The 24,465-nt window shown below is 72.3% G+C and carries 22 protein-coding genes; 17 read left to right on the forward strand and 5 right to left on the reverse strand.

Annotated features, from left to right (window positions below):
• The first annotated feature begins 6 nt into the window (after positions 1-6).
• The 7 genes from ACN27B_RS08990 to ACN27B_RS09020 all read left to right on the forward strand — a co-directional run bounded on the left by ACN27B_RS08990 (position 7) and on the right by ACN27B_RS09020 (position 10,467).
• Positions 7-981, forward strand: coding sequence for a DUF3048 domain-containing protein (locus tag ACN27B_RS08990; RefSeq protein WP_422744421.1), 975 nt, complete (start codon positions 7-9; stop codon positions 979-981).
• Positions 978-2,444, forward strand: coding sequence for an O-antigen ligase family protein (locus ACN27B_RS08995; RefSeq protein ID WP_216642292.1), 1,467 nt, complete (start codon positions 978-980; stop codon positions 2,442-2,444). Before ACN27B_RS08990 ends, ACN27B_RS08995 begins: the two co-directional genes overlap by 4 nt.
• Positions 2,444-3,670, forward strand: a complete 1,227-nt coding sequence (locus ACN27B_RS09000) for a hypothetical protein (RefSeq protein ID WP_099163273.1) — start codon at positions 2,444-2,446, stop codon at positions 3,668-3,670. The genes ACN27B_RS08995 and ACN27B_RS09000 overlap by 1 nt, the downstream gene beginning before the upstream one ends.
• A complete protein-coding gene (locus ACN27B_RS09005; protein ID WP_091568082.1) occupies positions 3,667-4,527 on the forward strand; it encodes a sulfotransferase domain-containing protein in 861 nt (286 codons plus the stop codon). Before ACN27B_RS09000 ends, ACN27B_RS09005 begins: the two co-directional genes overlap by 4 nt.
• Complete coding sequence (locus ACN27B_RS09010; RefSeq protein WP_422744424.1) at positions 4,515-6,062, forward strand: lipopolysaccharide biosynthesis protein; 1,548 nt, start codon at positions 4,515-4,517, stop codon at positions 6,060-6,062. The genes ACN27B_RS09005 and ACN27B_RS09010 overlap by 13 nt, the downstream gene beginning before the upstream one ends.
• 68 nt (positions 6,063-6,130) lie before the next feature.
• Entirely contained in the window at positions 6,131-7,177 is a 1,047-nt protein-coding gene (locus tag ACN27B_RS09015) for a glycoside hydrolase family 26 protein (RefSeq protein ID WP_099163272.1), read from the forward strand.
• A gap of 218 nt (positions 7,178-7,395) precedes the next feature.
• The gene (locus ACN27B_RS09020; protein ID WP_253866103.1) at positions 7,396-10,467 is read left to right on the forward strand and encodes a malectin domain-containing carbohydrate-binding protein; all 3,072 of its coding nucleotides are present in this window, start codon (positions 7,396-7,398) and stop codon (positions 10,465-10,467) included.
• 84 nt (positions 10,468-10,551) lie between these two features.
• On the opposite strand, the gene ACN27B_RS09025 is transcribed toward ACN27B_RS09020, so the two are convergent.
• On the reverse strand, positions 10,552-10,944 hold the full coding sequence (locus ACN27B_RS09025) for a cyclic nucleotide-binding/CBS domain-containing protein (RefSeq protein ID WP_091568068.1): 393 nt from the start codon (positions 10,942-10,944) through the stop codon (positions 10,552-10,554).
• Positions 10,945-11,056: 112 nt separating this feature from the next.
• Between ACN27B_RS09025 and ACN27B_RS09030 the strand changes: the two genes are divergently transcribed.
• From ACN27B_RS09030 to ACN27B_RS09045, 4 genes are all read left to right on the forward strand, one after another.
• Positions 11,057-11,506, forward strand: a complete 450-nt coding sequence (locus ACN27B_RS09030) for an NUDIX domain-containing protein (RefSeq protein ID WP_422744427.1) — start codon at positions 11,057-11,059, stop codon at positions 11,504-11,506.
• 86 nt (positions 11,507-11,592) lie between these two features.
• The gene (locus ACN27B_RS09035; protein ID WP_099163269.1) at positions 11,593-12,324 is read left to right on the forward strand and encodes a sugar phosphate nucleotidyltransferase; all 732 of its coding nucleotides are present in this window, start codon (positions 11,593-11,595) and stop codon (positions 12,322-12,324) included.
• Positions 12,312-13,379: an iron-containing alcohol dehydrogenase family protein gene (locus tag ACN27B_RS09040; RefSeq protein ID WP_099163268.1), complete on the forward strand. Its 1,068-nt coding sequence runs from the start codon at positions 12,312-12,314 to the stop codon at positions 13,377-13,379. The genes ACN27B_RS09035 and ACN27B_RS09040 overlap by 13 nt, the downstream gene beginning before the upstream one ends.
• Positions 13,354-14,076 carry a CDP-alcohol phosphatidyltransferase family protein gene (locus ACN27B_RS09045; protein ID WP_099163267.1) on the forward strand — a complete coding sequence of 241 codons (723 nt, stop codon included), beginning with the start codon at positions 13,354-13,356 and terminating at the stop codon, positions 14,074-14,076. The genes ACN27B_RS09040 and ACN27B_RS09045 overlap by 26 nt, the downstream gene beginning before the upstream one ends.
• A gap of 12 nt (positions 14,077-14,088) precedes the next feature.
• Here ACN27B_RS09045 and ACN27B_RS09050 read toward each other — a convergent pair whose 3' ends face one another.
• The 3 genes from ACN27B_RS09050 to ACN27B_RS09060 all read right to left on the reverse strand — a co-directional run bounded on the left by ACN27B_RS09050 (position 14,089) and on the right by ACN27B_RS09060 (position 16,078).
• Entirely contained in the window at positions 14,089-14,481 is a 393-nt protein-coding gene (locus ACN27B_RS09050; RefSeq protein WP_422744430.1) for a type II toxin-antitoxin system VapC family toxin, read from the reverse strand.
• Positions 14,478-14,762: a type II toxin-antitoxin system Phd/YefM family antitoxin gene (locus ACN27B_RS09055; protein WP_099164870.1), complete on the reverse strand. Its 285-nt coding sequence runs from the start codon at positions 14,760-14,762 to the stop codon at positions 14,478-14,480. The genes ACN27B_RS09050 and ACN27B_RS09055 overlap by 4 nt, the downstream gene beginning before the upstream one ends.
• 65 nt (positions 14,763-14,827) lie before the next feature.
• On the reverse strand, positions 14,828-16,078 hold the full coding sequence (locus ACN27B_RS09060; protein WP_422744432.1) for a glycosyltransferase family 4 protein: 1,251 nt from the start codon (positions 16,076-16,078) through the stop codon (positions 14,828-14,830).
• A gap of 24 nt (positions 16,079-16,102) precedes the next feature.
• Here ACN27B_RS09060 and ACN27B_RS09065 point away from each other — a divergent pair, with 24 nt between their 5' ends.
• The 6 genes from ACN27B_RS09065 to ACN27B_RS09090 all read left to right on the forward strand — a co-directional run bounded on the left by ACN27B_RS09065 (position 16,103) and on the right by ACN27B_RS09090 (position 23,713).
• Entirely contained in the window at positions 16,103-16,963 is an 861-nt protein-coding gene (locus ACN27B_RS09065; protein ID WP_099163264.1) for an Fpg/Nei family DNA glycosylase, read from the forward strand.
• 281 nt (positions 16,964-17,244) lie between these two features.
• Complete coding sequence (locus ACN27B_RS09070) at positions 17,245-18,750, forward strand: sugar transferase (RefSeq protein ID WP_099163263.1); 1,506 nt, start codon at positions 17,245-17,247, stop codon at positions 18,748-18,750.
• A gap of 10 nt (positions 18,751-18,760) precedes the next feature.
• Positions 18,761-19,984: a sensor histidine kinase gene (locus tag ACN27B_RS09075; RefSeq protein WP_091568039.1), complete on the forward strand. Its 1,224-nt coding sequence runs from the start codon at positions 18,761-18,763 to the stop codon at positions 19,982-19,984.
• A gap of 22 nt (positions 19,985-20,006) precedes the next feature.
• On the forward strand, positions 20,007-20,768 hold the full coding sequence (locus ACN27B_RS09080) for a LytR/AlgR family response regulator transcription factor (protein WP_091576795.1): 762 nt from the start codon (positions 20,007-20,009) through the stop codon (positions 20,766-20,768).
• A gap of 49 nt (positions 20,769-20,817) precedes the next feature.
• The gene (locus tag ACN27B_RS09085; RefSeq protein WP_422744436.1) at positions 20,818-21,480 is read left to right on the forward strand and encodes a DUF5701 family protein; all 663 of its coding nucleotides are present in this window, start codon (positions 20,818-20,820) and stop codon (positions 21,478-21,480) included.
• A gap of 148 nt (positions 21,481-21,628) precedes the next feature.
• A complete protein-coding gene (locus ACN27B_RS09090; protein ID WP_422744438.1) occupies positions 21,629-23,713 on the forward strand; it encodes a carboxypeptidase regulatory-like domain-containing protein in 2,085 nt (694 codons plus the stop codon).
• 134 nt (positions 23,714-23,847) lie between these two features.
• Here the strand turns inward: ACN27B_RS09090 and ACN27B_RS09095 are convergent, their stop codons facing one another.
• Positions 23,848-24,399 carry a Uma2 family endonuclease gene (locus ACN27B_RS09095; RefSeq protein ID WP_422744440.1) on the reverse strand — a complete coding sequence of 184 codons (552 nt, stop codon included), beginning with the start codon at positions 24,397-24,399 and terminating at the stop codon, positions 23,848-23,850.
• Positions 24,400-24,465 lie beyond the last annotated feature (66 nt).

A 24,465-nucleotide genomic window follows, 5' to 3' on the forward strand; every position in this document is an offset into this window, starting at 1 on the left:
TCTGTCGTGGCGTCGGCCGTCGGGGTGCTGGTCGTCGCGCTGGGTGCCGCGTGCAGCGACCCGCCGCCTCCGGGTGCGACCGACCTGGTCGACCCGGGCACCCCGGCGCCGAAGCCCAGCCCGACGCCCAGCCTGCCGGCGGGGCCGCTCTCCGGGCAGCCGCTGACCCAGCCGGGCGTGGAGGCGCGGCAGGCGCTGGCGGTGCCTATCCGGGTGAGCGAGTCCGGCACCGCGACCGGCCTCGACGCGGCGGACCTGGTCTACCAGGAGTTCGCCGAGTCGGGCAGCCTGCACCTGAGCGCGGTCTACCAGTCCCGCGACGCCGCGAAGATCGGCCCGGTCGCCGAGATCCGCCCGGTCGACATCCGCAGTGTCGGCGTGCTCCGCCCCTGGCTCGGCTACGACGGTGGTCCCACCGGTTTCGTCAGCCAGCTCAAGGCCGCCGACCTCAGCGGCGTGACGCCGGCGCAGCGCAGCTCCGCGTTCCCGGGCGGAAACACCTCCACGACGGCACTGCGGGCCACCGCGCCGAAGGGCGGCGCCGCACCGGCGCCGCTGTTCGACTACGCGACCACGGGCACGCCGCTGGCCACCCGGGACGTGACACCCGCCGGGAAGCTCACCGTCTCGGTGTCCGGTCACCGCACCCAGACCTGGACCTACGACCAGGCGAAGCAGCAGTGGTCGGGACGGGTCGGGAAGACCACCGTGACCGCCGCCTCGATTGTCGTGCTCACGATGGAATACCGGACGCTCACCGTCCGCAAGCCCAGCCCCCGCTCCCTGCCGAGCGCCAACGTCTACGGCAAGGGCGCGGCCCTGATCGTGTCCGGGCCGTCGAGCGCCAAGGCGCAGTGGAGCAAGCCCGGGCAGAAGCTCGTCTGCAACGTCACCGACCTGGCCGGTTACCAGGTCCGCCCGCAGCCGGGCACCACCTGGATCGTCTACGCGCCGATGACGGCCCGGGTAGCGGTCACATGAAGACGCTCGTCCCGCTCCAGCCCTCGCGGCCGGAGCCGGTGCCGAGTGATCCGGTGCCGACGGGGGCGCCGGCCGGCGTACGCGCCGCCGGACGCCGAGGTCTGCCCACCGCGTGGCCGCTGATCGCGCTGTTCGTGCTCTACCCGGTGTGGTGGGCGCTCGGCCTGCCGTCGTTCATCTTCGCCATCCTCGCCGTGCCGATGGCGTTCCAACTGCGTCGGCGCGACCACATCCGGGTGCCCCCCGGCTTCGGGTTCTGGCTGATCCTGCTCGCCTGGGTGGTGCTCTCCGGGCTGATGCTGGACGTCACCGCGCCGAACACGCTGGCCCCGGACGGTTTCGGCCGGTACATCGGCTGGGGCATCCGGGTGATGAACTACACGGCGCTGACCATCACGATGCTCTACGTGCTCAACCTGAGCGAGAAGGAACTGCCGCGGATCCGGATGCTGCGGCTGTTCGGGTTCCTGGCCGTGGTCACCGTGATCGGCGGCTACGTCGGCGCGCTGCTGCCCGACCTGAAGTTCACCGCCCCGCTCAACTACATCCTGCCCGACGTCATCGCCAAGGAGCCGTTCGTCAACCGGCTCATGCACGTCGAGGTGGCCCAGGTGCAGGAGGTGCTGGAGGGCGAGGCCAGTTCCCCGCGTCCGGCCGCCCCCTTCGAATACACGAACACCTGGGGCGAGAACATGGGCATCCTGCTCATCTGGTTCCTCGTCGGCTGGGTGGTGTACGGCCGGGGGCTGCGCCGGCTCGGTGGATACCTCCTGGTGGCCGCCGCGATCTTCCCGATCGTGTTCTCCCTCAACCGCGGTCTCTGGATCGGGCTGGTGATCGCCGCCGTCTACGTCGCCCTGCGGCTGGCGCTGCGCGGCCGGATCGCCGTCCTCGCCGGCATGGCGCTGGCCACCGCGCTGGCCGGGGTGCTGGTGCTGGCCTCGCCGCTGGGCGGGCTGCTCGACGAGCGGATGCAGAACGGGCACAGTGACGAGATCCGGGCCACCCTGTCCAACGGGGCCGTCGAGGCGGCCAACCACTCACCGGTGCTGGGTTACGGCGCCAACCGGGCGCTGATCGGCAGCAACCGGTCCATCGCGATCGGCAAGTCGGCCGACTGCCAGCAGTGCGGCAACCGGGAGCTGGGCAGCAACGGGCAGGTCTGGAACCTGCTCGTGGGCCAGGGCTGGGTCGGCGCGTTCTGCTACAGCGCGTTCTTCCTCTGGTGCCTGTGGCGGTTCCGGCGCGACCATACCGCCATCGGCATCGCCGGCAGCGCGGTGCTGATCCTGATGCTGTTCTTCCAGTTCCTCTACGGCGCCCTGAACACCACGCTGGCGTACGGCCTGATCAGCGTGGCGGTGCTGGCCCGCAACGACTGGCACCTCCGGACGCTGCGCCGGGAGGCGCTGGCCGCGGCGGCGTCCGCCGTGCCGACCAACCGACGGGAACGGACCCGCTGATGACCGCAACCCCACGAGTCGATGACGCGCGCGCGGCGTACCTGCCCGAGCTGGCGGCCGTGGTCTGGCCGGAACCGGCCGGCCCGACGCTGCGCCGCGGCGGCGCCGGCTACGCCGTGGTGCCCTCGGCCGCGCGACCCCGGCTGCTGGTGCCCGCCGGCTCGCGGCGGGCCGCGGCCAGCGCGGTGCGGCACTCGACGGAGGCGGTGGGTACGAAGGCCCGGCTGCGCCGGTCGCTGCTGGCCACCGCCTTCCGCACCGGTCTCGGCCGGCTCGCCTTCCGGGACCGTCTCCAGGTCGGGGCGACCGGCGGAACGCTGGAGGAGCACCTGGCCGAGGTGCTCGGCCGCCCGGCGTTGCTGAGCGTGCACATCGGTCCGGCCCGCGCCAACCGCAAGCCGGTGATCCAGCTGCTCGACGACCACGGCCGACCGTTGGGGTACGCCAAGCTGGGCGTGGACCCGCTCACCCGCGGCCTGGTCGACGCGGAGGCCGAGGTCCTGCGCCGGCTCGCCACCGTCGACCTGCCCGGGATCGTGGTGGCCGACGTGTTGCACCACGGCGCCTGGGGCCCGCACGCCCTGCTCGTGCAGAGCGCGCTTCCCGTGGGGCTGCCCCGGGCGACGCCGGCGGCGGCCGCCGAGCGGGAACGCGAGGCGATGGTGGCGGTCGGCCGCTGCCTCGGCGTCGACCGCCGGCCCCTCGCGGGCAGCGGCTACGCCGACCGTCTCGCCGCCGAGGTCGAGGCGCTGGGTGACCGGCCGGAGACCGCGCGGCTGCGCGCGGTCCTGGCCACCGTCGTCGGGCTCGACCCGACGCTCGACCTCGGCGCCTGGCACGGCGACTGGAACGGCGGCAACAGCGCGGCGCTGGCCGACGGACGGATGCTCGTCTGGGACTGGGAGCGGTTCGCGGCGGGCGTGCCGGTCGGCTACGACGCGCTGCACCGACGGCTCCAGACGGCGATCACCAAGGCCGGGGTGGAGCCGACGACGGCGGCCCGCGAGCTGCTGGGCGGGGCGGCGGGCACGCTCGCCCCGTTCGCGCCGCCGGCCGGCACCGAGGACCTGGTGGCGGTGCTCTACCTGGTCGAGCTGGCCGCGCGCTACCTGCGCGACCGACAGGCCGAGGCCGGCGCCCGGCTGGGACACGTGGCCGCCTGGCTGTTGCCGGCGGTGGAGGATCACCTGGCGACCCGGCCGGGTGCGGGAGGAGTGCTGAGATGACGCTGGCCAAGGCCAAGGCCCGACGGGCCGTGCGGTCGGTGACGCGGACGGTCGGTCGGTGGACGGCGAACTCGCGGATGACCCCCGACTTCCTGATCGTGGGCGCCCAGCGGTGCGGCACGACGTCGCTGTTCAAGACGCTCTCCCAGCACCCGGGCGTGCTGCCGGCGGTCTACCACAAGGGCGTCCACTACTTCGACACCGGTTACGACCGGGGCATGGACTGGTACCTCGGGCACTTCCCGACGAACCGCCGGGCCGAGGCGGTACGCGCGCAGCTCGGTGTGCGCGGGGTGACCGGCGAGTCGAGCCCGTACTACATGTTCCACCCGCTGGCCGGCGAGCGGATCGCCGCAGACCTGCCCGAGGTCCGGCTGCTGGTGCTGCTGCGCGACCCGGTGGAGCGGGCGTACTCGGCGCACGCGCACGAGTCGGCCCGGGGCTTCGAGTCGGAGACGTTCGAGCGGGCGCTCGAACTGGAGCAGAGCCGCATCGCCGGCGAGCGGGAGCGCCTGCTCGCCGACCCGACCGCGCACAGCCACCACTACCAGCACAACGCCTACCTGACCCGGGGGCAGTACGTCGAGCAGCTGGAGCGACTCGAGTCGATCTTCGGGCGGGACCGGCTGCACGTGATCGACGCCGACGACTTCTTCGCCGACCCGCGGCCGGCCTTCGACGGGGTCTGCGACTTCCTCGGCCTGCCGCACTGGGCGGACATCTCGTTCGGCAAGCACAACTCGCGGTCCCGCTCGGCGATGGACCCGGAGCTGCGCGCCCGGTTGGAGGCGCACTTCACGCCGTACGACGAACGGCTCGCCGCCTGGTGGGGACGCGTACCGTCGTGGCGACGGTAACTCCCACCCGACCGGCGGGGGGCGCCGAGCTGGGCGGGGCCGCCCGGCACGGGGTGCTGAACCTGCTCGGCGTGGCGGTGGCGGCGGTCGCCGGCTTCGGGCTGAACATCGTGGTCACCCGTGGCTGGTCGATGGCGGACGCGGGTCTGTTCTTCGCCGCGACCAGCGCCTTCATGATCGCGTACGCGGCCGCCCGCCTCGGCACGGGCATCGGCTCCGTCTACTTCATCAGCCGCTACCGGACGCTGGGGCAGCCGGAGCGGATCCGGGCCTCGGTTCTGGCCGGGCTGCTTCCGCTGCTGGTCATGGGCGTTCTGCTCACGACGGTCGGCTGGCTGTTCACCCCGCGGATCGTCGAGCTGACCTTCGCCGAGCCGGTGCCGGGCGCGGTGCCCGCGCTGCGCGCGCTGCTGCTCTTCGTCCCGGTGGCCGCGCTCTGCGACTTCACGCTGTCCGCCTGCCGGGGCTTCGGCAAGATGCGTCCGCTGCTGCTCATCGAGCGGCTCGGACGCACCCTGCTCCAGTTCCTCGCCGTGCTGGTGGTCGCCGTGCTCGGCCTCTCCGCCACCACGGCGCTGCCGCTGGCGTGGGCGCTGCCGTACGTGCCGGCCGCGCTCGCCGCCGTGTTCTGGCTGACCCGCCTGGTCCGGCGGGCGGAACGCTCGGCCGGCCCGGACGCGCCGCGGCCGGTGAGCTGGCGGGAGGAGTTCGTCCCGTACTGGCGGTACAGCGGGCCGCGCGCGTTGAGCGGGCTCGCCCAGATGGTGGTGCAACGGCTCGACATCGTCCTGCTGGGCGCGCTGCGCGGGCTGTCCGAGGCGGCGCTCTACACGGCGGCCACCCGGTTCCTGACCCTCGGTCAGCTCTCCGGTCAGGCCCTGTCGACCGCCGTCCAGCACCGGCTGGCGGAGCATCTGGCCCGGGACGACCGGGCCGCGGCCGGCCGGCTGTACCAGGCCGCGACCGCGTGGCTGGTGCTGCTGGCCTGGCCCGCCTACCTGCTGTTCGCCTCGTTCGCCGAGCCCATGCTGTCCCTGTTCGGCTCCGGTTACGACGCCGGGCGGACGGTCACCGTCTACCTGGCCCTGACGATGCTGGTCGCCACCGGCTGCGGCATGGTCGACACCGTGCTGAACATGGCCGGGAAGACGGCCTGGACGTTCTACAACGCGCTCTCCGGCACGGTGGTCAACGTGGTCGCCAACGTGCTGCTCATCCCGCGCTACGGCGTCATGGGTGCGGCGATCGCCTGGTCCGCGTCCATCCTGATCACCAATCTGGTGCCGCTGGTCCAGCTGCACCGCGCGTTCCGGCTGCATCCGTTCGGGCCGGGCACGCTCACCGCCGCCGGGCTGGCGCTGGCCTGCTTCGGTGCGCCGTCGTTGGCGCTGCACGCGGTCACCGATCCGGGTATGGCGTCCCTGCTGGTGGTCGCCGCACTGGGCGGCGCCGGCTACGCCGCGGCGGTCTGGCGGCTCCGTGGCGTGCTCCAGCTCGACGCCCTGCGGGCGCTGCGGCGCCACCGGGGGCGATGACCGGCGACTCCACACGACATCGATCACCGGCCCGGCCGGTGGCACCAACACGGGGAGGCACGGCAATCATGAAGTGGGTCCGCAGTTCGGCGGCGCTCCTGATCGGAGCGACACTCGCCCTGACCGCCTGTCAGCGGGAGGCGCCCGCGCCCCTCACCCCGGCCCCGTCGACCGGCGGTCAGACCGCGCCGGTGAAGCCCCGGCCGGTGGGCGGCCTGGAGACCACCGGGCGGGGCCCGGAGATGCCGGCGCAGGGCGCCTGGCTCGGCGCCTGGGTGAAGCCGACCTGGCAGACGCCCGACGGTCGGGTCAGCGCCCTCACCGCCTTCGGTGAGCAGACCGGCGGCAAGGTGACGCTGGCGCACATGTTCCACGAGTGGGAGGACGACTTCCCCGGCCCGACCGAGAACGCGTTCCAGGCCGCCCAGATGCTGCAGATGATCTCCTGGTCCGGCGCGGACACCCGGTCGATCACCGACGGCGTGTACGACCAGCTGATCCGGCAGCGGGCCAAGAAGATCAAGGACTTCGGGGTTCCGGTGCTGCTGCGGTGGCGGTGGGAGATGGACCGGCCCAACCTGCGCCAGAGCGTCCGGTCGCCCGAGGACTACGTGGCCGCGTGGAAGCACATCCGGGCCATCTTCACGGAGGAGGGGGCGACGAACGCCGGCTGGGTGTGGTGCCCGCACGTGCTCGGCTTCGTGGACTCCAGCCGTAACGCCGCCGCCTACTACCCGGGTGACGACCAGGTCGACTGGCTGTGCACGGACGTCTACCCGGGCAAGGACTACGACGGCTTCGCCGAGCAGATGGACACCTTCATGGCCTTCGCCCGACAGCGGCCGCGACCGGTGCTGATCGGCGAGTTCGGCGTCACCCACGACGGCGGGCCGGGCCAGCGGGCGGCGTGGCTGCGGGAGGCGCGCACCTACATCAAGCAGCACCCGCAGATCAAGGCGGTGGTCTACTTCTCGGCCAAGCAGACCAAGGGCACCACGTACGACAGCACCTTCGACGACGACCCGGAGGGTCTGGCCGCGTACCGCGAGTTGGCCGGGGACCCGTACTTCTCGGCGCCCGCGCCGACGGCCACGCCGGGGGGCCCGGTGAACTGACCTCCACCGTTCGTGTGGCCGGTTCGCCTCTCCCGGTATCCGTCAGGTCGTGTGGACGGGTATAAAGGTCATCCGGGGTGGACGCCATAGCTGAAATGCGGAAGTGTGTGCCCATCACGCGTCAACCGGCCGTGCGCCCCCGATCGGCGACCCCTGCACCCCTCGCCCGATCGGCCGGGCCGGCCACCTCGTTCTCCGTCACTCCTCCGGAGCTGCCCGTGCTAAATCTTCCCGCGACCACGCGCCGATCATTCGCGCTGGTCACCGCCGCCTTCCTCGGTGTCGGTGGTGTGCTGTCGGCCAGCCCCGCGCTGGCCGCACCGGACCACAGCACCATGGTCAGCAGCACCCCCGCCACCACCACGCCGAACATCAAGGACGGCGCGGTCTACGCCATCTACGACGCCGGCAGCAAGGTGATCGCGGGCGGGTCCTTCACCGAGGTGCGTAACCGCGACAAGTCCCAGGACATCCCGCGCACCAAGCTGCTCTCCTTCGACAAGGCCACCGGCATCGTCGACCCCGCGTTCGCGCCCGTCATCGACGGCGACGTCTCGGCCGTCGTCGCCGGCCCCACCGCCGGCACGGTCTACATCGCGGGTTCGTTCAACACCGTCAACGGCGTCAACCGTCGGAAGCTGGCGCTGCTCAACATCGCCGACGGCTCGCTGGTCACCACGTTCAAGGGACCGGCCTTCAACGGTCTGGTCAACGACATCGTCAAGGTCGGCGACCGCCTGCTGGTGGGTGGCATCTTCACCACCGCGGGCACCGGCGTGAACCGCGGCGGCCTGGCCTCCATCGACGCCGACACCGGTGCGGTGGACGACTACCTGACCACCAACCTGACCGAGAACCACAACTGGACCGAGGGCAGCACCGGCACCGCCAAGGCGGGCGTGGGTCCGGAGAAGCTCGCCGTCTCGCCCGACCGCAAGCAGATGGTCGTCATCGGCAACTTCAAGAAGGCCGACGGCGTCGTGCACGACCAGATCGTCCGGATCAACCTGGGCGACAGCGGAGCCACCGTCGCCGACTGGAACACGGACGGCTACTCCGGCGCCTGCAAGTACGCCGCGTTCGACTCGTGGGTCCGCGACGTCCAGTTCTCCCCGGACGGCAAGTACTTCGTGGTGGTCACCACCGGCGCGTCCTACCCGGGCACGCTCTGCGACTCGGCCGCCCGCTGGGAGGCCGACGCCACCGGTGGCGGCCAGCAGCCGACCTGGACCAACTTCAGCGGCGGCGACACCTTCCTCTCCGTCGGCATCAGTGAGAAGGCCATCTACGTCGGTGGTCACTTCCGCTGGTCGAACAACCCGATCGCCCGCGACAAGGCCGGACCGGGCGCGGTGCCGCGGGCCAGCATCGCGGCCCTCGACCCGGCCAGCGGCCTGCCGCTGTCCTGGAACCCGGGCCGCCACCCGCGCGGCTACGGCGTGACCGAGATGATGGTCACCCCGCAGGGCCTCTGGCTCGGCAGCGACCAGGACTACATCGGCGCCGGCGAGCACCTGCGCAAGAAGATCGCGTTCTTCCCGCTGGACGGCGGCGACGCGCCCCACTCGACCAGCACCAAGGGCCTGCCCGGCGACGTCTACCAGGCCGGCCGGGCGGCGCAGACCGAGGTCCTCTACCGGGTCAACGCGGGTGGCCCGGCCATCCCGGCGACCGACGGCGGCCCGGACTGGGCGGCCGACACCGACGCCGCGCCGAGCCCGAACCACAACAGCGGCAGCAGCGCGAAGGCGTACCCCACCAACGCCACGTTCGACAGCACCGTGCCGGCGAGCACCCCGGCGACGCTGTTCAACACCGAGCGGTGGGACCAGACGACCGCCCCGGACATGCAGTGGGACATCCCGGTCGCGGCCGGCACCCGGGTCGACGTCCGCCTCTACCTGGCCAACCGGTACACCGGCACCGCCACCGTGGGCAAGCGCAAGCTCGACGTCACCATCGACGGCGTGCTCAAGCTGAACGACTTCGACCCGGTCGCCTCCGCCGGTGGCACCGACCGCGGCACCATGCGGTCCTTCTCGCTGGTCAGCGACGGCGTGGTCGACATCGACTTCGGCCGCGTGCTGGAGAACCCGCTCATCCAGGGCATCGAGGTGGTCAAGACCGCCCCGACGCCGGACGCCTCGGACGTGCTCTACCGGGTGAACGCCGGCGGCGACCAGCTGGCCGGCGCGAACGGCCCGGCCTGGGCCGCGGACACCCTGGCCGCGCCGAGCAGCCTGCACAACGACGGCAGCACGGTCACGACGTACCCCACGAACGCCTCGGTCGACGCCACCGTTCCGGCCGGCACCCCGGTCGAGCTGTTCAACAGCGAGCGGTGGGACCAGACGCCCACGCCGGACATGCAGTGGGACTTCCCGGTCCCGGCCGGCACGCCGGTGCAGGTGCGCCTCTACCTGGCCAACCGGTACGCCGGCACCGCCACCGCGGGCAAGCGCAAGTTCAACGTGAGCATCGACGGTGTGCTCAAGCTGAACAGCTTCGACCCGATCGCCGCGATCGGCGCCACCAACAAGGGCACCATGCGGGCGTTCCCGATCACCAGCGACGGCAACATCGACATCGACTTCGGTCGGGTCCTGGAGAACCCGCTGGTGCAGGGCATCGAGATCGTGAAGCTCCCGCCGGTGCCGCCGGCCACCACGGTGGACAGCATCACCAAGCGGTCGTACGACGGCGCGACCACGGTCGGCAACGCGATGTCGGTGGCGAACCCGGACGACACCCGCTGGTCCACCGTCAAGGGCGCGTTCTGGGTCGGCGGTGACCTGTTCTACGGCGTCGGTGGCGACCTCTACAAGCGCTCCTTCGACGGTGCCGAGTTCGGCAGCCCGAAGAAGCTGGACCCCTACCACGACGCGAAGTGGGACACGGTCATCACCGGCTCCGCGCCGGAGGGCCAGACGTACGCCGGCATGACGGTCAACTTCGCCGCCGAGCTGCCGAACGTGACCGCGATGTTCTACAAGAGCGGCCGGCTCTACTACTCGCTGGCCGGTCAGAGCACCCTGTTCTGGCGCTGGTTCACGCCGGACACCGGCACGGTCGGCGCGGAGCGGGCCACGGTTGCCGGCACCACGGCGTTCGCCGACGCGGGCGGTCTGTTCCTGGACGGCGACAACCTCTACGTCGTCTCCCGGACCACCGGCAACCTGTCCTCGATGGCGTGGTCGGACGGCGTGCCGACCGGCTCCGCGACGGTCCGCAGCGGTCCCGGCGTGGACAACGTGGACTGGCGCGGCACCGCGGTCTTCGTCGGCCCCTGACCGGGGCGGACACGACCTGACAGCACCGCAAAGCGACGATGGCCCGGCCGGTATCGGCCGGGCCATCGCCCGTTCCGGGCCGGATCAGGTCCCGGTCGGCGCGTGCTCCCGCGCCCACACCCGCATCAGGTCCCGCACCGAGATCACCCCGGCGACCTCCCGGCCGTCGAGCACGACCAGGTGACGGAATCCGCCCCGGGCCATCGCCGCGGCCGCCTCCTCCACCGTCCAGTCCGGGCCGGCGTAGACCACGTCCCAGGTCAGGTGGGCACCGGTGCGCTCGACGTCCGGGTCGAGCCCGGCGCCGATCGCCTTCAGCACGTCGCGCTCGGTCATGATCCCGACCCCTTCGGAGTCCGGGTCGATCACGACCGCCGACCCGACACCGCGGGCCGACATCATCCGGGCCGCCTGGCGGAGCGTGTGCTCCGGGCCGACCACGAGAACCTCACTGGACATCGCTTCCCGAACCTGCATCACACATCACTCCTGTGGGACGGCGACTGGGTACGGACATGGTGGGCCATCGATGCGTACCGGGACAAGAACGGGCATCGCCGGAACCGGTGCGGATGGCTACTGTCGGAGGGTGCCCACCGAGCCCCTCCGCTGTGCCGGCGCGCTGATCGTCGACGACGACGGCCGCATCTTCATCCAGCGCCGATCCCCCGAGCGGCGCATCTTCCCCAACTGCTGGGACATCGTCGGCGGCCACCTCGAACCCGGCGAGGAGATCGACGACGCGTTGCGTCGCGAGGTCGCCGAGGAGACCGGCTGGGCGGTGTCGCACGTGCTCGGCCTGGTCGGCGAATACCGGTACACCGCCAACGACGGGCTGGCCCGGGTCGAGACCGACTTCCTGGTCCGGGTGGACGGCGACCTCAGCCGGCCCCGGCTGGAGGCCGGCAAGCACACCGAGTTCCGCTGGCTGGCCGAGTCGGACGTCGCCCTGCTCGACGAGCACCGAGACGTCAACGACGGGTTGATCCGCCGGATCGCCGAGGACGGCTTCGCCGCCCTCCGTTCCATCGGGCTGTAGGGCGATCACGGGCTGCACCACGGCCGTCCGGCCGCCGACGATATCCTCGCCACGTGGAATCCGGTCGAGAAGAGGAGCGTGTCGGCATGATCGGGATGGTGCTCGCCGCCGGTGCGGGGCGCCGGCTGCGGCCGTACACCGACACCCTGCCCAAGGCCCTGGTGCCGGTCGACGGGGAGACCACCATCCTCGACATCGCGCTGCGCAACCTCGCCGAGGTGGGGCTGACCGAGGTGGTGATCGTGGTCGGCTACGCGGCGGACGCGGTCCGGCAGCGGCAGGCCGACCTGGAGCAGAAGTACGGCGTGACGCTCACGCTGGTGCACAACGACAAGGCCGAGGAGTGGAACAACGCGTACTCGCTCTGGCTGGCCCGGGAGCACTTCGCCCGCGGCGTGCTGCTGGTCAACGGCGACACGGTGCACCCGGTGAGCGTGGAGAAGACGCTGCTGGCCGAGCGTGGCCCCGGCATCCTGCTGGCCGTCGACACGCTCAAGGCGCTGGCCGAGGAGGAGATGAAGACCACCTTCGACGCCGCCGGCCAGCTCACCCGGATCACCAAGCTGATGGACCCGGGCGAGGCGTACGGCGAGTACATCGGCGCGACGCTGATCGAGCCGCAGGTGGCCGACGCGCTCGCGGACGCGCTGGAGGCGACCTGGCGGCGCGACCCGAACCTCTACTACGAGGACGGCTACCAGGAGTTCGCCGACTCCGGCGGCGAGGTGCGGGCGGCGCCGATCGGTGACGTCTCCTGGGTCGAGGTCGACAACCACGAGGACCTGGCCCGGGCGCGGGAGATCGCGTGCCGCTACTAGCCCGTAGCGTCCTCACCCCGCTGCACATCGACGTGCGGCGGGGCGCGGTGGCGGATCTGGCGGCGATCCTCTCCGACGGCCGGATCTCGGCCGGCGGCGACGTCGCCGTGGTGGTCGGTCCGGGGCAGGGCGAGAAGATCGCCGAACTGCTCCGGCCGTCGCTGCGTTCGGCGGACGTGTTCACGGTGGCCGGGGGCACCCTGGACGCCGCCGACGAGCTGGGCGGCAAGCTGCGCGCCCGCTCGTACGACGCGGTGGTCGGCATCGGTGGCGGCAAGACCATCGACGTGGCCAAGTACGCGGCCACCCGGCGCGGGCTGCCGATGGTCTCGGTGGCGACGAGCCTGGCCAACGACGGCATCGCCTCCCCGGTGGCGAGCCTGATCACCGAGGGCCTGAAGGGCTCCTACGGCGTGCACATCCCGATCGCGGTGATCGTCGACCTGGACTTCGTGGAGGCCGGCCCGGAGCGGCACAACCGCGCCGGGGTGGGCGACGTGGTGAGCAACATCAGCGCCCTGGCCGACTGGGAGCTGGCTCGTACGGTCCGCGGCGAGCCGTTCGACGGGCTGGCCGCCTCGCTGTCGCGGGCCGGCGCGGAGGCGGTGCTGAACCATCCGGGCGACATGACCGACGACGGGTTCGTCACGGTCCTCGCGGACGCGCTGATCTCCAGCGGTCTGGCGATGGCCATCGAGGGCACCAGCCGCCCGTGCAGCGGCGGCTGCCACGAGATCATGCACGCGGTCGACGCGCTCTTCCCCGGCACCGCCTCGCACGGCGAGCTGGCCGGGCTCGGCGCGCTGTTCTGCACGTTCCTTCGTGGCGACGATCGCCGGTTCGCCGAGATGTCGGCCTGCCTGGCCCGGCACGGGCTGCCCCGGCTGCCGGCCGAGGTGGGGTTGACCGACCACCAGTTCGTCGAGGCGGTGCAGTTCGCGCCGGCCACCCGACCGGACCGCTACACCATCCTCGAACACCTCGCGATGTCGTCTACCGAGACCCGGGAGCGGCTGGCAGACTACGCCGGTGCCCTCCGCGACCACCTTGGCTGAGCCCCGTCCCACCGTCGCCGACTTCCACCGGGTCAACCGGGGCGGCGGCCTGTTCAGCGAGTCGATCAGCCAGTGGATCGGGGCGGCCTTCGCGCTGGTCGCCCAGCGGCTGGGGCTGCGCCCGACCGCGCTGACCCTGGCCAACCTGGTGCTCGGGCTGGCCGCCTCGGTGACAGTGGTCGCGCTCGCCGACGAGGTGGCCGCCGGCTCCGTCCCGGCCTGGGTGGTCGGGCTGGTCGCCCTGGTCGGCTGGCAGGTCGCGTACGCGCTGGACTGCGCCGACGGGCAGCTCGCCCGGGTCACCGGTCAGGGCAGCGCGGCCGGCGCCCGGGTCGACGTGCTCTGCGACGTGGCCGCCCAGATCGCGCTGGTGGCCGCGCTGTCCGCCACGGCCGTGGCGCAGCGCCCGTCCACCCCGGTCTGGCTGGTCGCGGTCTTCGCCGGCACCTGGATGGTCAACCTGGTCACCTCGGTGATGCAGGCCGGCCCGAACGCGGCCAGCATGGTCACCTCGACCTCGTTCCCGGTGCGTGTGGTGAAGCTGGTCCGCGACTACGGCGCGGTGATCTTCCTGGCCGGGCTGGTGCTGGTGTTCGCGCCCGCACTCGCGTTCTGGGTGGTGGTGGCGTTCACGGTGGTCAACGGCGGCTTCCTGCTGGCCAGCATCGCCTTCTCCGCCCGCGCCTCCCTGCGCTGAGGTGCGGGAGACCTAGTCGGTGCCGGGCGCCGCGACCGGTAAGCCCACCGAGACGGCGATGTCCGACATCCGCTTGTCGTATGTGACCAGCGTGTCGAGCGCATCACCGAGGGCCTGGGCACTCGCCACGTGTAGCGCGTCCAACGTCCGGATGCCGGCGGGAAGGGCCGCCGCCGAATCACGGACCTCCTCGGTCACCAGGATCTCGGTGAAGTGCCGTACCAGCATCTGCATGGCGTCCGGGTAGTCACCGATCCAGTCGAGGGTGCGTACCGTCTCAACGAATCCGACTGAGCTGGTTCCCATCGGCATGCCCGCCCGGCTCGCCAGGAATTCCTGGAGTTCCGTGACGTAGGTACGGCCGGCGATCAGAGTGATCAGGGCGGACGAGTCCAGATAGATCACCGCTCGTCGTCCTCGCGGTCGGCCAACAGCAGCTCAAGGGGCGACGCGTCGGGCGGCACGTCGTAGCGGGGAAGCCGGTCGATGTCGCTCGTGGTGGTCGCCTTGAGGCGGATCACCCCTTTCGCCACCAGGGTGGAGTACCTGCCCAGCGTCCCCGAACCCGGCAGCAGCACGGCGATCACGCTGCCGTGCCGCGTGACCTCGATCGTCTCGCCCTGTTCCACGCGAGCGAACATCGCGCTGGGGTTGTAGGAGAACTCGCGCACGGACACGGTGCTCACCACCCACCTCCCTTGTGCCGACAACAGCCCAATTGTACTTACAAGCAGGCCTCGACGACCGCCACTCAGGTGAGCGAGGCGTAGACGTCGATCAGGCGCTTGGTGATCACGTCGGGGTGGAAGGTCCGCTCGTAGCGGCTCCGCGCCGCGCCCGCCAGCGCCGGCGCGTCCGCCGAGGCCAGCGGCAGGGCGGCGGCCAACGCCTCGACCTCCGGCGCCACCACCCAGCCGGCCTCGCCGCGCTGCACCCCCGACGGCAACGCGACCCGGCCGTCGCCCGGGGCCGCGGTGGCCACCTCGGCCGGCCCGGTGCCGGCGGGCTCGCGCGGGGTGTCCGCGCCCACCAGGTACGGGATGCCGCCGAGCGCGGTGCCGAGCACCGGCCGACCGGCGGCCAGCGCCTCGATGATCACGGTGGGCAGCACGTCGTGCCACGTCGAGGTGGCCAGCACCACGGAGCTGTCGGCCAGCGCGGCGCGTACCCCGGCCCGGTCGAGCTGGCCCAGGTAGTGGACGTCGGGCCGCTCGGCGGCGGCCTCCTCGGCCAGCGGGCGCAGCTCGCCGTCACCCGCGATGCGCAGCGGGCCGAGCGTGCCCACCGGGTGCCGCCGCCACGCCGCCAGCAGCAGGTCCAGCCCCTTCTCCGGGCTGAGCCGGCCCATGAAGAGGAAGCCGTTCCCGACCGGCGCCGGGGCGCCCGGGTCGGGCACGGCGTTGGGTTTCACCACGATCCGCTCGTCCGGGATGCCGTAGTCCCGGAGATGGTCGGCGACCGCCGTGGTCAGCGCGATGAAGCGGTCCACCGACTTCCAGGTGGGCCGGTGCACGGCGAGCGTGGTCGCCATCAGCGCGCTCTGCGCCCGGGAGTTGCGGTAGCAGCGGTGCACGACCGCCGGCACGCCCAACGCCCGGCCGCGGCAGTCCTGACAGATCACGCCGTCGCGGAAGTATAGGCCGGACGAGCACACCTGCCGGTAGTTGTGCACCGTCTGCACCACCGGCACGCCGCGCCGGTGCGCGGTCCGCACCACCCAGGGCGAGAGCAACGGGTACGGGTTGTGCAGGTGCAGCACGTCCGGCCGGTGCTCGGTGAGCAGGCGGTCGAGGTCGTGCTGGGCCTTCGGGGCCCAGATCGGCGAGATCGGCAGCAGCGCCTTGGCGGACCTGGACATCGACGGGATCTCGTCGGAACTGCGCAGGAACGGCAGCACCTCCACGCCGGCGGCGGTGAGCTCGGCGATCTCCGCGTCGACGATGGTGTTCTCGCCGGAGGGCTGAGCTTCCCGGTACCGGTTGTGCGCCACCACGATTCTCACGGAAAAGAAGGCTACCGTTGTCCCGTGCCTGAACTACCGGAGGTGGAAGCGCTCGCCGGTTACCTGCGTGAGCGGGCGGTGGGCCGGCGGGTCGACCGCTTCGAGGTCGCCTCGATCAACGCGCTCAAGACGTACGACCCGCCGCCGAGCACGGTCGCCGGGCGGACGGTCACCGGAGCCGGCCGGTACGGCAAGTTCCTCGACGTCCGGTTCGACGAGGGCCTGCACCTGGTGGTCCACCTGGCCCGGGCGGGCTGGCTGCACTACCGGGAGGCGTTCGCGTCCACGACGCCGCTGCGGCCCGGCAAGGGACCGATCGCGGTGCGGCTCCGCCTCGACGACGGCTCCGGCTTCGACCTGACCGAGGCCGGCACGCAGAAGAAGCTGGCCGCCTACCTGGTCACCGACCCGGCCCAGGTGCCGGGCGTGGCGAAGCTGGGTCCGGACGCGCTGGAGGCGGACCTGCCCACGTTCGCCGAGCGGCTGCGCAGCCGCCGGGGCCAGGTCAAGGGCGTGTTGACCGACCAGGCGGTGCTCGCCGGCGTCGGGAACGCGTACTCGGACGAGATCCTGCACGCGGCGCGGCTCTCCCCGTTCGCGATCACCGACCGGCTGACCGACGACCAGCTCGCCACCCTGCATGCGGCGACCCGGACGGTGCTCGGCGACGCGGTGCGGCGGTCGATGGGGCAGCGGGCCGCGGAGCTGAAGGGTGAGAAGCGCTCGGGCCTCAAGGTGCACGCCCGGAAGGGCCTGCCCTGTCCGGTCTGTGGCGACACGGTGCGGGAGGTCTCGTTCGCCGACTCGAGCCTCCAGTACTGCCCCACCTGTCAGACCGGCGGCAAGCCGCTGGCTGACCGAAGGTTGTCCCGTCTCGTACGGTGAGTGACCGAACCCGCCGACTACTGAGCGGAATCGTCCGGCGATCGCCGAAGGTCCCGGTCGCCGGCTCTACCCGAGCCGCCATCCATCGGTATAGTGGCTCGGTCCCCGGCTTCACAACTGACTCGGAGCCGGCCAGATCCCTACGGGCAACGTGGGAGACTGGGACGGTGAGCGACCCGGGTCCTTACGGCGAGTGAGGGCGCGGGTCATGCGGGAGGACATGGGTTGAGGTGACGACAAGCCTCCAGCGCCCGGTAACCGACACAGGCCGGAGCAAGAGCGTGCGGCACGTCGACAGCTTTGAGATCCAGCCGCCGACTCCGCCGTCGCACAACGGCGTACCCCGGTTGGCGTGGGCTCGCGCCCGGCGTCGGGTCTCCCGCTGGCACCGCCCCTACATCGCGATTCTGCTGCTGCTCGACTTCGGGGCGGCGGCCCTGGCCAGCTTCCTGGCCGTGCAGATCTTCGAGCAGGCCGACTCCGGTTTCAAGAATTCGCCGCAGGCGTGGTTCTACACGGTGGCGTTCCTGCTCCTGCCGCTCGGCTGGGTGCTCATCCTGTGGGGCAACCGGACCTACGACCGGCGTTACCTGGGGCTCGGGCCCGACGAGTACAAGCGGGTCATCCGCTCCGGCGTGGCGGTGGCCGCCACCGTCTCGTTCCTGGCCTTCGCCACGGTGACGTCACTGTCCCGGTGGACCGTCGGGTTCGCGCTGCTCGGCGCCATGCTGCTGATCCTGCTCGGCCGGATGATCGCCCGGGCCGGTCTGCACACGCTGCGCCGCCGCGCCGGTCACGCCGGGCACCGGATGGTGCTGGTCGGCACGCTGCCGGAGTGCCTGGAGGTCTTCACCACGGTCACCCGTCACCCCGGCGTCGGGCTGGTGCCGGTGGCCATCCACCTCACCGACGGGTACGCCGCCGCGCGGGGCATGGAGACGCCGGTGCCGGTGTACGCCGGCCGGGACGTGCTGGCCCTGGTCCGGGAGGTCGGCGGCGACACCATCGCGGTCTGCGGTTCGGCCAGCGCCGAGCCGGGCGAGCTGCGCCGGCTGGCCTGGCAGTTGGAGGGCTCCGGCGTGGACCTGGTGGTCGCTCCGCAGCTCACCGACATCGCCGGCCCGCGGGTGCACATCCGCCCCATCGAGGGCCTGCCGCTGCTGCACGTCGAGGAGCCGACGCTCTCCGGGCCGGCGCTGCTGCTCAAGAGCCTGATGGACCGGGTCGCCGCAGGGCTGGGCCTGCTGCTGCTGACCCCGCTGTTCGCCGCGATCGCGCTGGCCATCCGGATCTCCGACCCCGGGCCGGTCTTCTTCCGGCAGCCCCGGGTCGGGCACGAGGGGCGTACCTTCCGGGTCTGGAAGTTCCGCACCATGTACGTGGACGCCGAGGAGCGGCTGGCCGGCCTGGTCGACCAGAACGAGACCGACGGCATGCTGTTCAAGATGAAGCAGGACCCCCGGGTCTTCCCGGTGGGCCGCTTCCTGCGGGCCTCGTCGCTGGACGAGCTGCCCCAGCTGATCAACGTGCTCTGGGGCGAGATGTCGCTGGTCGGCCCGCGTCCGCTCCCCGCCGACGACGGCGACTTCCTGGGCGACGTCCGGCGCCGGCTGCTGGTACGCCCGGGCATGACCGGGCTGTGGCAGGTCTCCGGTCGCTCCGACCTGTCCTGGGACGAGGCGGTCCGGCTCGACCTCTACTACGTCGACAACTGGTCGCTGGCCTACGACCTGAGCATCCTGTGGCGGACCGTCGGGGTGGTGCTGGCGCGCAAGGGCGCGTACTAGCCTTCGCTGCGTGGGTGGCAACCTCTCGGCCGTCTTCGCCGTCGTCTCGCTGGTCACCGCGTTGGCCGCGGCGCTCTGGGCGGTGCTGCGCCTGCGTGCCCGGCGGGGCATCGCGACGGCCACCCAGCGGGCCACGTACGAGGTGCTGCACACGGCGGGCCTCGCCGCCGAGCCGCTGCGCGCGGGCCTGAGCACCGCGGACGCGGCGAAGGCCGTACGCCATCTGCGCGCCCTGGTGGGCGCGGCGGGCCTGGCGCTGACCGACCGGGACGCGCTGCTGGCCATCGACGGGCGCGGCGCGCACCACACCGACCAGCTGGTCGCGGCGGCCCGGCGGGCGGTCGGCAGCGGGCGCTCGACCGTGCTGCACGAGTCGGAGTTGCACTGCGACCTGGTCGACTGTCCGGTACGCGGCGCGGTGGTGGCGCCGCTGAGCGCGGACGGGCGGGTGGTCGGGGCGCTGGTGGCGGTGGCCGACGAACGGCCGGCGCCGGGCCTGGTGCAGGCCACGCTGGAGACCGCGCACTGGGCGGGGGACCAGCTCGCCCTGGCCGAGCTGGACTCGTCGCGGGAGCGGCTGGCCCGGGCCGAGGTCCGTGCGTTGCGCGCGCAGATCAGCCCGCACTTCATCTACAACGCGCTGACCGCGATCGGTTCGTTCGTGCGCACCGACCCGGAGCGGGCCCGGGAGCTGATCCTGGAGTTCGCCGAGTTCACCCGCTACTCGTTCCGGGCGCACGGGGAGTTCACCACGCTCGCCGAGGAGTTGCGCTCGATCGACCGCTACCTGACCATCGAGCGGGCCCGCTTCGGCGAGCGGCTCCAGGTGCGCCTGCAGATCGCCCCCGAGGTGCTGCCGGTGACGTTGCCGTTCCTCTGTCTCCAGCCGTTGGTGGAGAACGCGGTCCGGCACGGGTTGTCCCGCAAGCCGGGCACCGGCATGGTGAGCATCGAGGCCCGGGACGCGGGCGCCGAGTGTCACATCACGGTGGAGGACGACGGAGTGGGGATGGATCCGACGACGCTGACCGCCGGCATCGCCGAGGTGTCCGGCGCGGGCAGCGACCCGGCCGACGACCCGGGGCAGCACGTCGGCCTCTCCAACGTCGACGAGCGGCTCCGGTCGGCCTTCGGGGACCGGTTCGGCCTGGTCGTCGAGACCGGCCTGGGCTCGGGTACGAAGGTCAGCATGCGGGTGCCGAAGTTCCACCCGGGCGTCCGGGTGTCGTCGTGAGCGAGCGAACCGGGTCGGCGTGGTGAGCGCCTCCGGATTCCTGCGGGTGCTGGCGGTCGACGACGAGCCGCCGGCGCTCGACGAGCTGGCCTACCACCTGCGCGCCGATCCACGGGTGGCTCGGCTGCACACCGCCGGGGACGCCACCGAGGCGCTGCGGGTGCTCCGCGACGACGACGTGGACGTGGTGTTCCTCGACATCCGGATGCCCGGGCTGGACGGCATGGAGCTGGCCCGGGTGCTGCGCCGGTTCGCCCGGCCGCCGGCGATCGTCTTCGTCACCGCGTACGACGACGGTGCGGTGGACGCGTTCGACCTGGGCGCCACCGACTACGTGCGCAAGCCGGTCCGCGCCGAGCGGTTGGCCGAGTCGCTGCGCCGGGTGATCGGCTCGCGGGTGGTGCCGTCGCACCCGGCGGCGCTGGCCCGGGCGGAGGAGGATCCGACCATCCCGGTGGAGCTGGCCGGCACCACCCGGATGCTGCCCCGGTCGGCGGTGCGCTGGGTGGAGGCGCAGGGCGACTACGCCCGGCTGCACACCGCGGAGGGGTCGCATCTGGTCCGGGTCTCGCTGGCCACGCTCGCCGAGCGCTGGGCGGATGCGGGGTTCGTCCGGATCCACCGCTCCTACCTGGTGCAGCTGCGGCTCATCGCCGAGCTGCGGTTGGTCAACTCCGGCTACGTGGTGGTGATCGACGGGAGCGAGCTGCCGGTGAGCCGCCGGCACACCCGCGAGTTGAAGGACAAGTTGGTTCGCGCCGCCAAGCAGGACTGGAGCCGCTGACGCGCTGACGTACAATGTACGGCAGACGGTACGAGAGAGCGGAGAGCGCATGACCGATGACCGCTTCGACCCGGGCGCCGAATTCGACCGCCAGCTCGACCACCTGGTCCGGCTCGGTTACCCGGCCCTCGCCGGGCGCACCGAGGAGGCGTTCCGCACCCTGCTCGGCCCGCTGCGCGACGCGGCGGTCGCCGGCGCCGTCGGGTTGGCCGGCCCCACCGACGCGCGAGCGCCGTTCCTGCTGGTGACCACGCGGGAGCTGACACCGGTCCCGGAGCGGATCGCGCTCACCACACTCGCCGGCAGACGCAAGCCCGGCGTGCTGGACCGGAACTTCCCCGCCGACGACCTGCCCACGTTCCACCCGATCAAGGAGCTGGAGGTGCCGCCCGGGCCGGCGTACCTGCTCTTCGACGTGGACCGCGGCGAGGAGTACCGGAACCGGACACCGTCGGCCGCGCTGGAGGACATGACCGCGAAGGGCCGGCTGCCGATCACCATCGACGAGGGCCTGGCCCTCGTCACCCTGCGCCCGCAGGCGCTGGCCAGCAACCGGTGCTTCTCGCTGGTCGGCTCGCGCTGCGGCGACAAGCGGGTGCCGGCGCTCTGGATCAGCCAGGGCGCGCCGAAGCTCGGCTGGTGCTGGTTCGGCAACCCGCACACGTGGCTCGGCTCCGCCACCGCCCACCCGGTCCGGGTCGGCCTGGAGTGAGTCCACAGTCGATCCCGCCGGTACGGCTGATCGATGCCTGTCACACCTTGTCGCTATCCTTTCCGAGCCGATCCCGGACGGGGCGCGGGGGGCGGCGTGGGCGGAGCCTGCGTGGGGTCGCCCCGACCACTCTCACGTTGGGACGCAGATGCGCTTTGCCCTCGCACGTCGTGCCGCCACGGCGGCCGTCGTCACCGGCCTCCTGGTCCTGCCCGGGGTCACCCCGGCGCAGGCCGCGGAGACCAGCACGGTCAGCGGACGACTGACCACCAGCGCCGGCGCCGGTGCGGCCGACGCCCAGGTCGAGGTGTTCGACGCCGACAGCTACGCCACGGCGGGCTGGACCACCACCGACGGCGACGGCCGCTGGTCGGTGGGCGGTCTGGACGCCGGTCGCTACATCGTCGGCTTCCACCCGGTCGACCGCCCCGACCAGTACTACCGGCAGAAGGCCATGATCTGGGACGCCGACCCGGTGACGGTCGGCAGCGGCGAGAGCGTCACCGCCGACGACCAGCTCCGGGCCACCGGGCTGCTCACCGGGCGGATCACCGACACCGCCGGCGCGCCCGTCGCCTGGCTGAGTGTCTTCGCCGACGAGTCCGAGAACTCCGAGCACGCCTACGGGTCGACCGACGAGGACGGCCGCTTCCGGATCGCCGCCGTCCCCGGCAGCTACACCCTCTCCTTCCGCCCGATCGAGGGCTCCTACCAGACCCAGTACGTTCCGGGGAAGCTCGACGAGGTCGACGCCGGCCGTTACCGGGTGACCGCCGACGAGGAGACCGTCGTCGACGAGACGGTGCTGCCCACCGGCAGCCTCACCGGCCGTTTCACCACCGCGGCCGGCGAGCCGCTCGCCTCCGCCCAGGTCGCGGTGAACACCGCCAACATGTACGGCGGGGTCGACACCCAGACCGGGGCCGACGGCACCTTCACCGTCCCGGCGCTGCTGGCCGGCTCCTACAAGGTGCGCTTCGAGGCCGGCGACCGGACGCAGTACTACCGCGGCAAGCTCGACTACACCGACGCGAACCTGGTGGTGGTGCGGGGTGGCCAGCGGACCCGGATCACCGACGCGCTGGTCGGTACCGGATCCGTGCGGATCCGTGCCGTCGACTCGGTCAGCGGCGCCCCGGTGACCGACTTCTGCGTCAACTCGGACGAGACGTGCAGCGGAGGCACCGGCGTCGTCACCCTCACCGGCCTGCCGCAGGGCCGGCACGACCTCTACCTCCACTCACCCGATTCCCTGCACTTCGCCCGCCAGCTCACCGGCGTCAAGGTGGTGGCCGGCCAGACCACCGAGGTCGCACCGAAGATGCGGCCGGGCGCGGCCATCAGCACCACCATCGTCGACCGGGCCACCGGACGGCCGGTGGCCGACGTCTGCCTCGACGCCTTCCTGCCCAAGCAGGCCAGGCTGGTGGACGGGCACGGCAACTGCAGCGACCAGGCCGGTCGGATCCGGGTGGGTCCGCTGGCCGCCGGCACCTACCGGCTCTTCGCCGACCCGGGCCAGACCGCCTACGGCCGGCAGTGGGTGGGCGCCGAGGGCGGCACCGGTGACGAGCGGCAGGCCGCCACCGTCGCCGCGACCGTCGGCACGGTGACGGCCGGGCCGCAGGTCCGGCTCGACCCGGCCGGCCGGATCACCGGCACGGTGACGGACGCGGCCACGGGCGAGCCGGCGAACTCGGTCGACGTCTCGGTGCTGACCGGTCACCCCGGTGTGGGTGTCAACGATGCCACCACCGACGAGCAGGGCCGGTACACGCTCGACCGGCTCGGCCCGTACGACTGGCCGGTGGTGTTCAGCGCCCACCCGTACGCCCCCCACTGGTCCGGTGACGCGGTCAGCCGCTACACCGCCACGCCGGTGACGGTGACCGCCGGCGGCACGGCGACCCACGACACCACCATGCGGCCGGGCACCACGGTGACCGGCACGTTCACCGACCCGGACGGCGCGCCGTTCACCAGCGGCTGGGTCATCGCCCGCAGCGCCGACACCGGCGACATCGCCGGGGCCGGCTGGATGTCCGACGGGCGGTTCACCATGCGGGTCACCGGCAAGCAGCGCGTCTACTTCACCTACGACGTCAGGCTCGCCGACCAGGACTACTCCGGCCGCTACCTGGTGACCGGCCCGGACGGCACCCGCAAGCTGGGGCTGTTCGTCGTGCCGGCCACCGGCACGCTCACCGCGGACCTGGTGGTCCCGACCAGCTGATCCGGACGACCTCCGCGAGGGCCGGTCCGGTGGGACCGGCCCTCGCGGCGGCTCAGGGGGACGCCAGCAGGAACCGGTCCCAGGTGCGCCCCACCTGCCCACTCACGGGGCAGGAGGAAGGTTCCGGGCGACGCTCAGAAGATGTCGGCGATCGGCAGGACGAGCGGGAACGGCCGATCGGTGCGGTGCACCTCCGCCGCGGAGAGGACCGTCGCCTCGCGGTAGCCGGCACCGACGTGTTCCAGCACCGTCAGGGTCTGCTTGCGCGGCTCCACCAGCCAGTAGTGCGGAATGCCGGCCACGCCGTACTCGTGGCGCTTGAGCACCAGGTCACGCCCGGCGTTGCCGGGTGAGACGACCTCGACCACGAGCAGCACGTCCGCCGGAGCGAGCGCCGCGCCGCCCCGTTCCAGCGCCTCCTCGTAGGCGACGAAGACGTCCGGCACGAAGTAGGACGAGCGCTTCGCGCTGACCCCGACGTCCTGCCCCACCAGCAGACCGGCCGGGGCCTGCCGATCGAGGAGCCTGCGGAGGCGGTTGGCGATCGCCCCGTGGCGGACGTCCGCGTGTGGGGACACGAGCAGGCTCCCGTCGAAGATCTCGTAGTCCTGGCCGTCCTGGGGGAGGTCCTGGAGGTCGTCCACCGTCCAGAAGTCACCGCTGCTGGGCCGTGCCGGGGTGGTCACTGTCACACCTCCTCTCTACCGGGTCACCCTGACATCCCGCTCGGTCGTCCACAACGACTCCCCGCT

Origin of the sequence: Micromonospora sp. WMMD754 (genome assembly GCF_049315235.1) — a bacterium.
Taxonomy (GTDB): domain Bacteria; phylum Actinomycetota; class Actinomycetes; order Mycobacteriales; family Micromonosporaceae; genus Micromonospora; species Micromonospora sediminicola.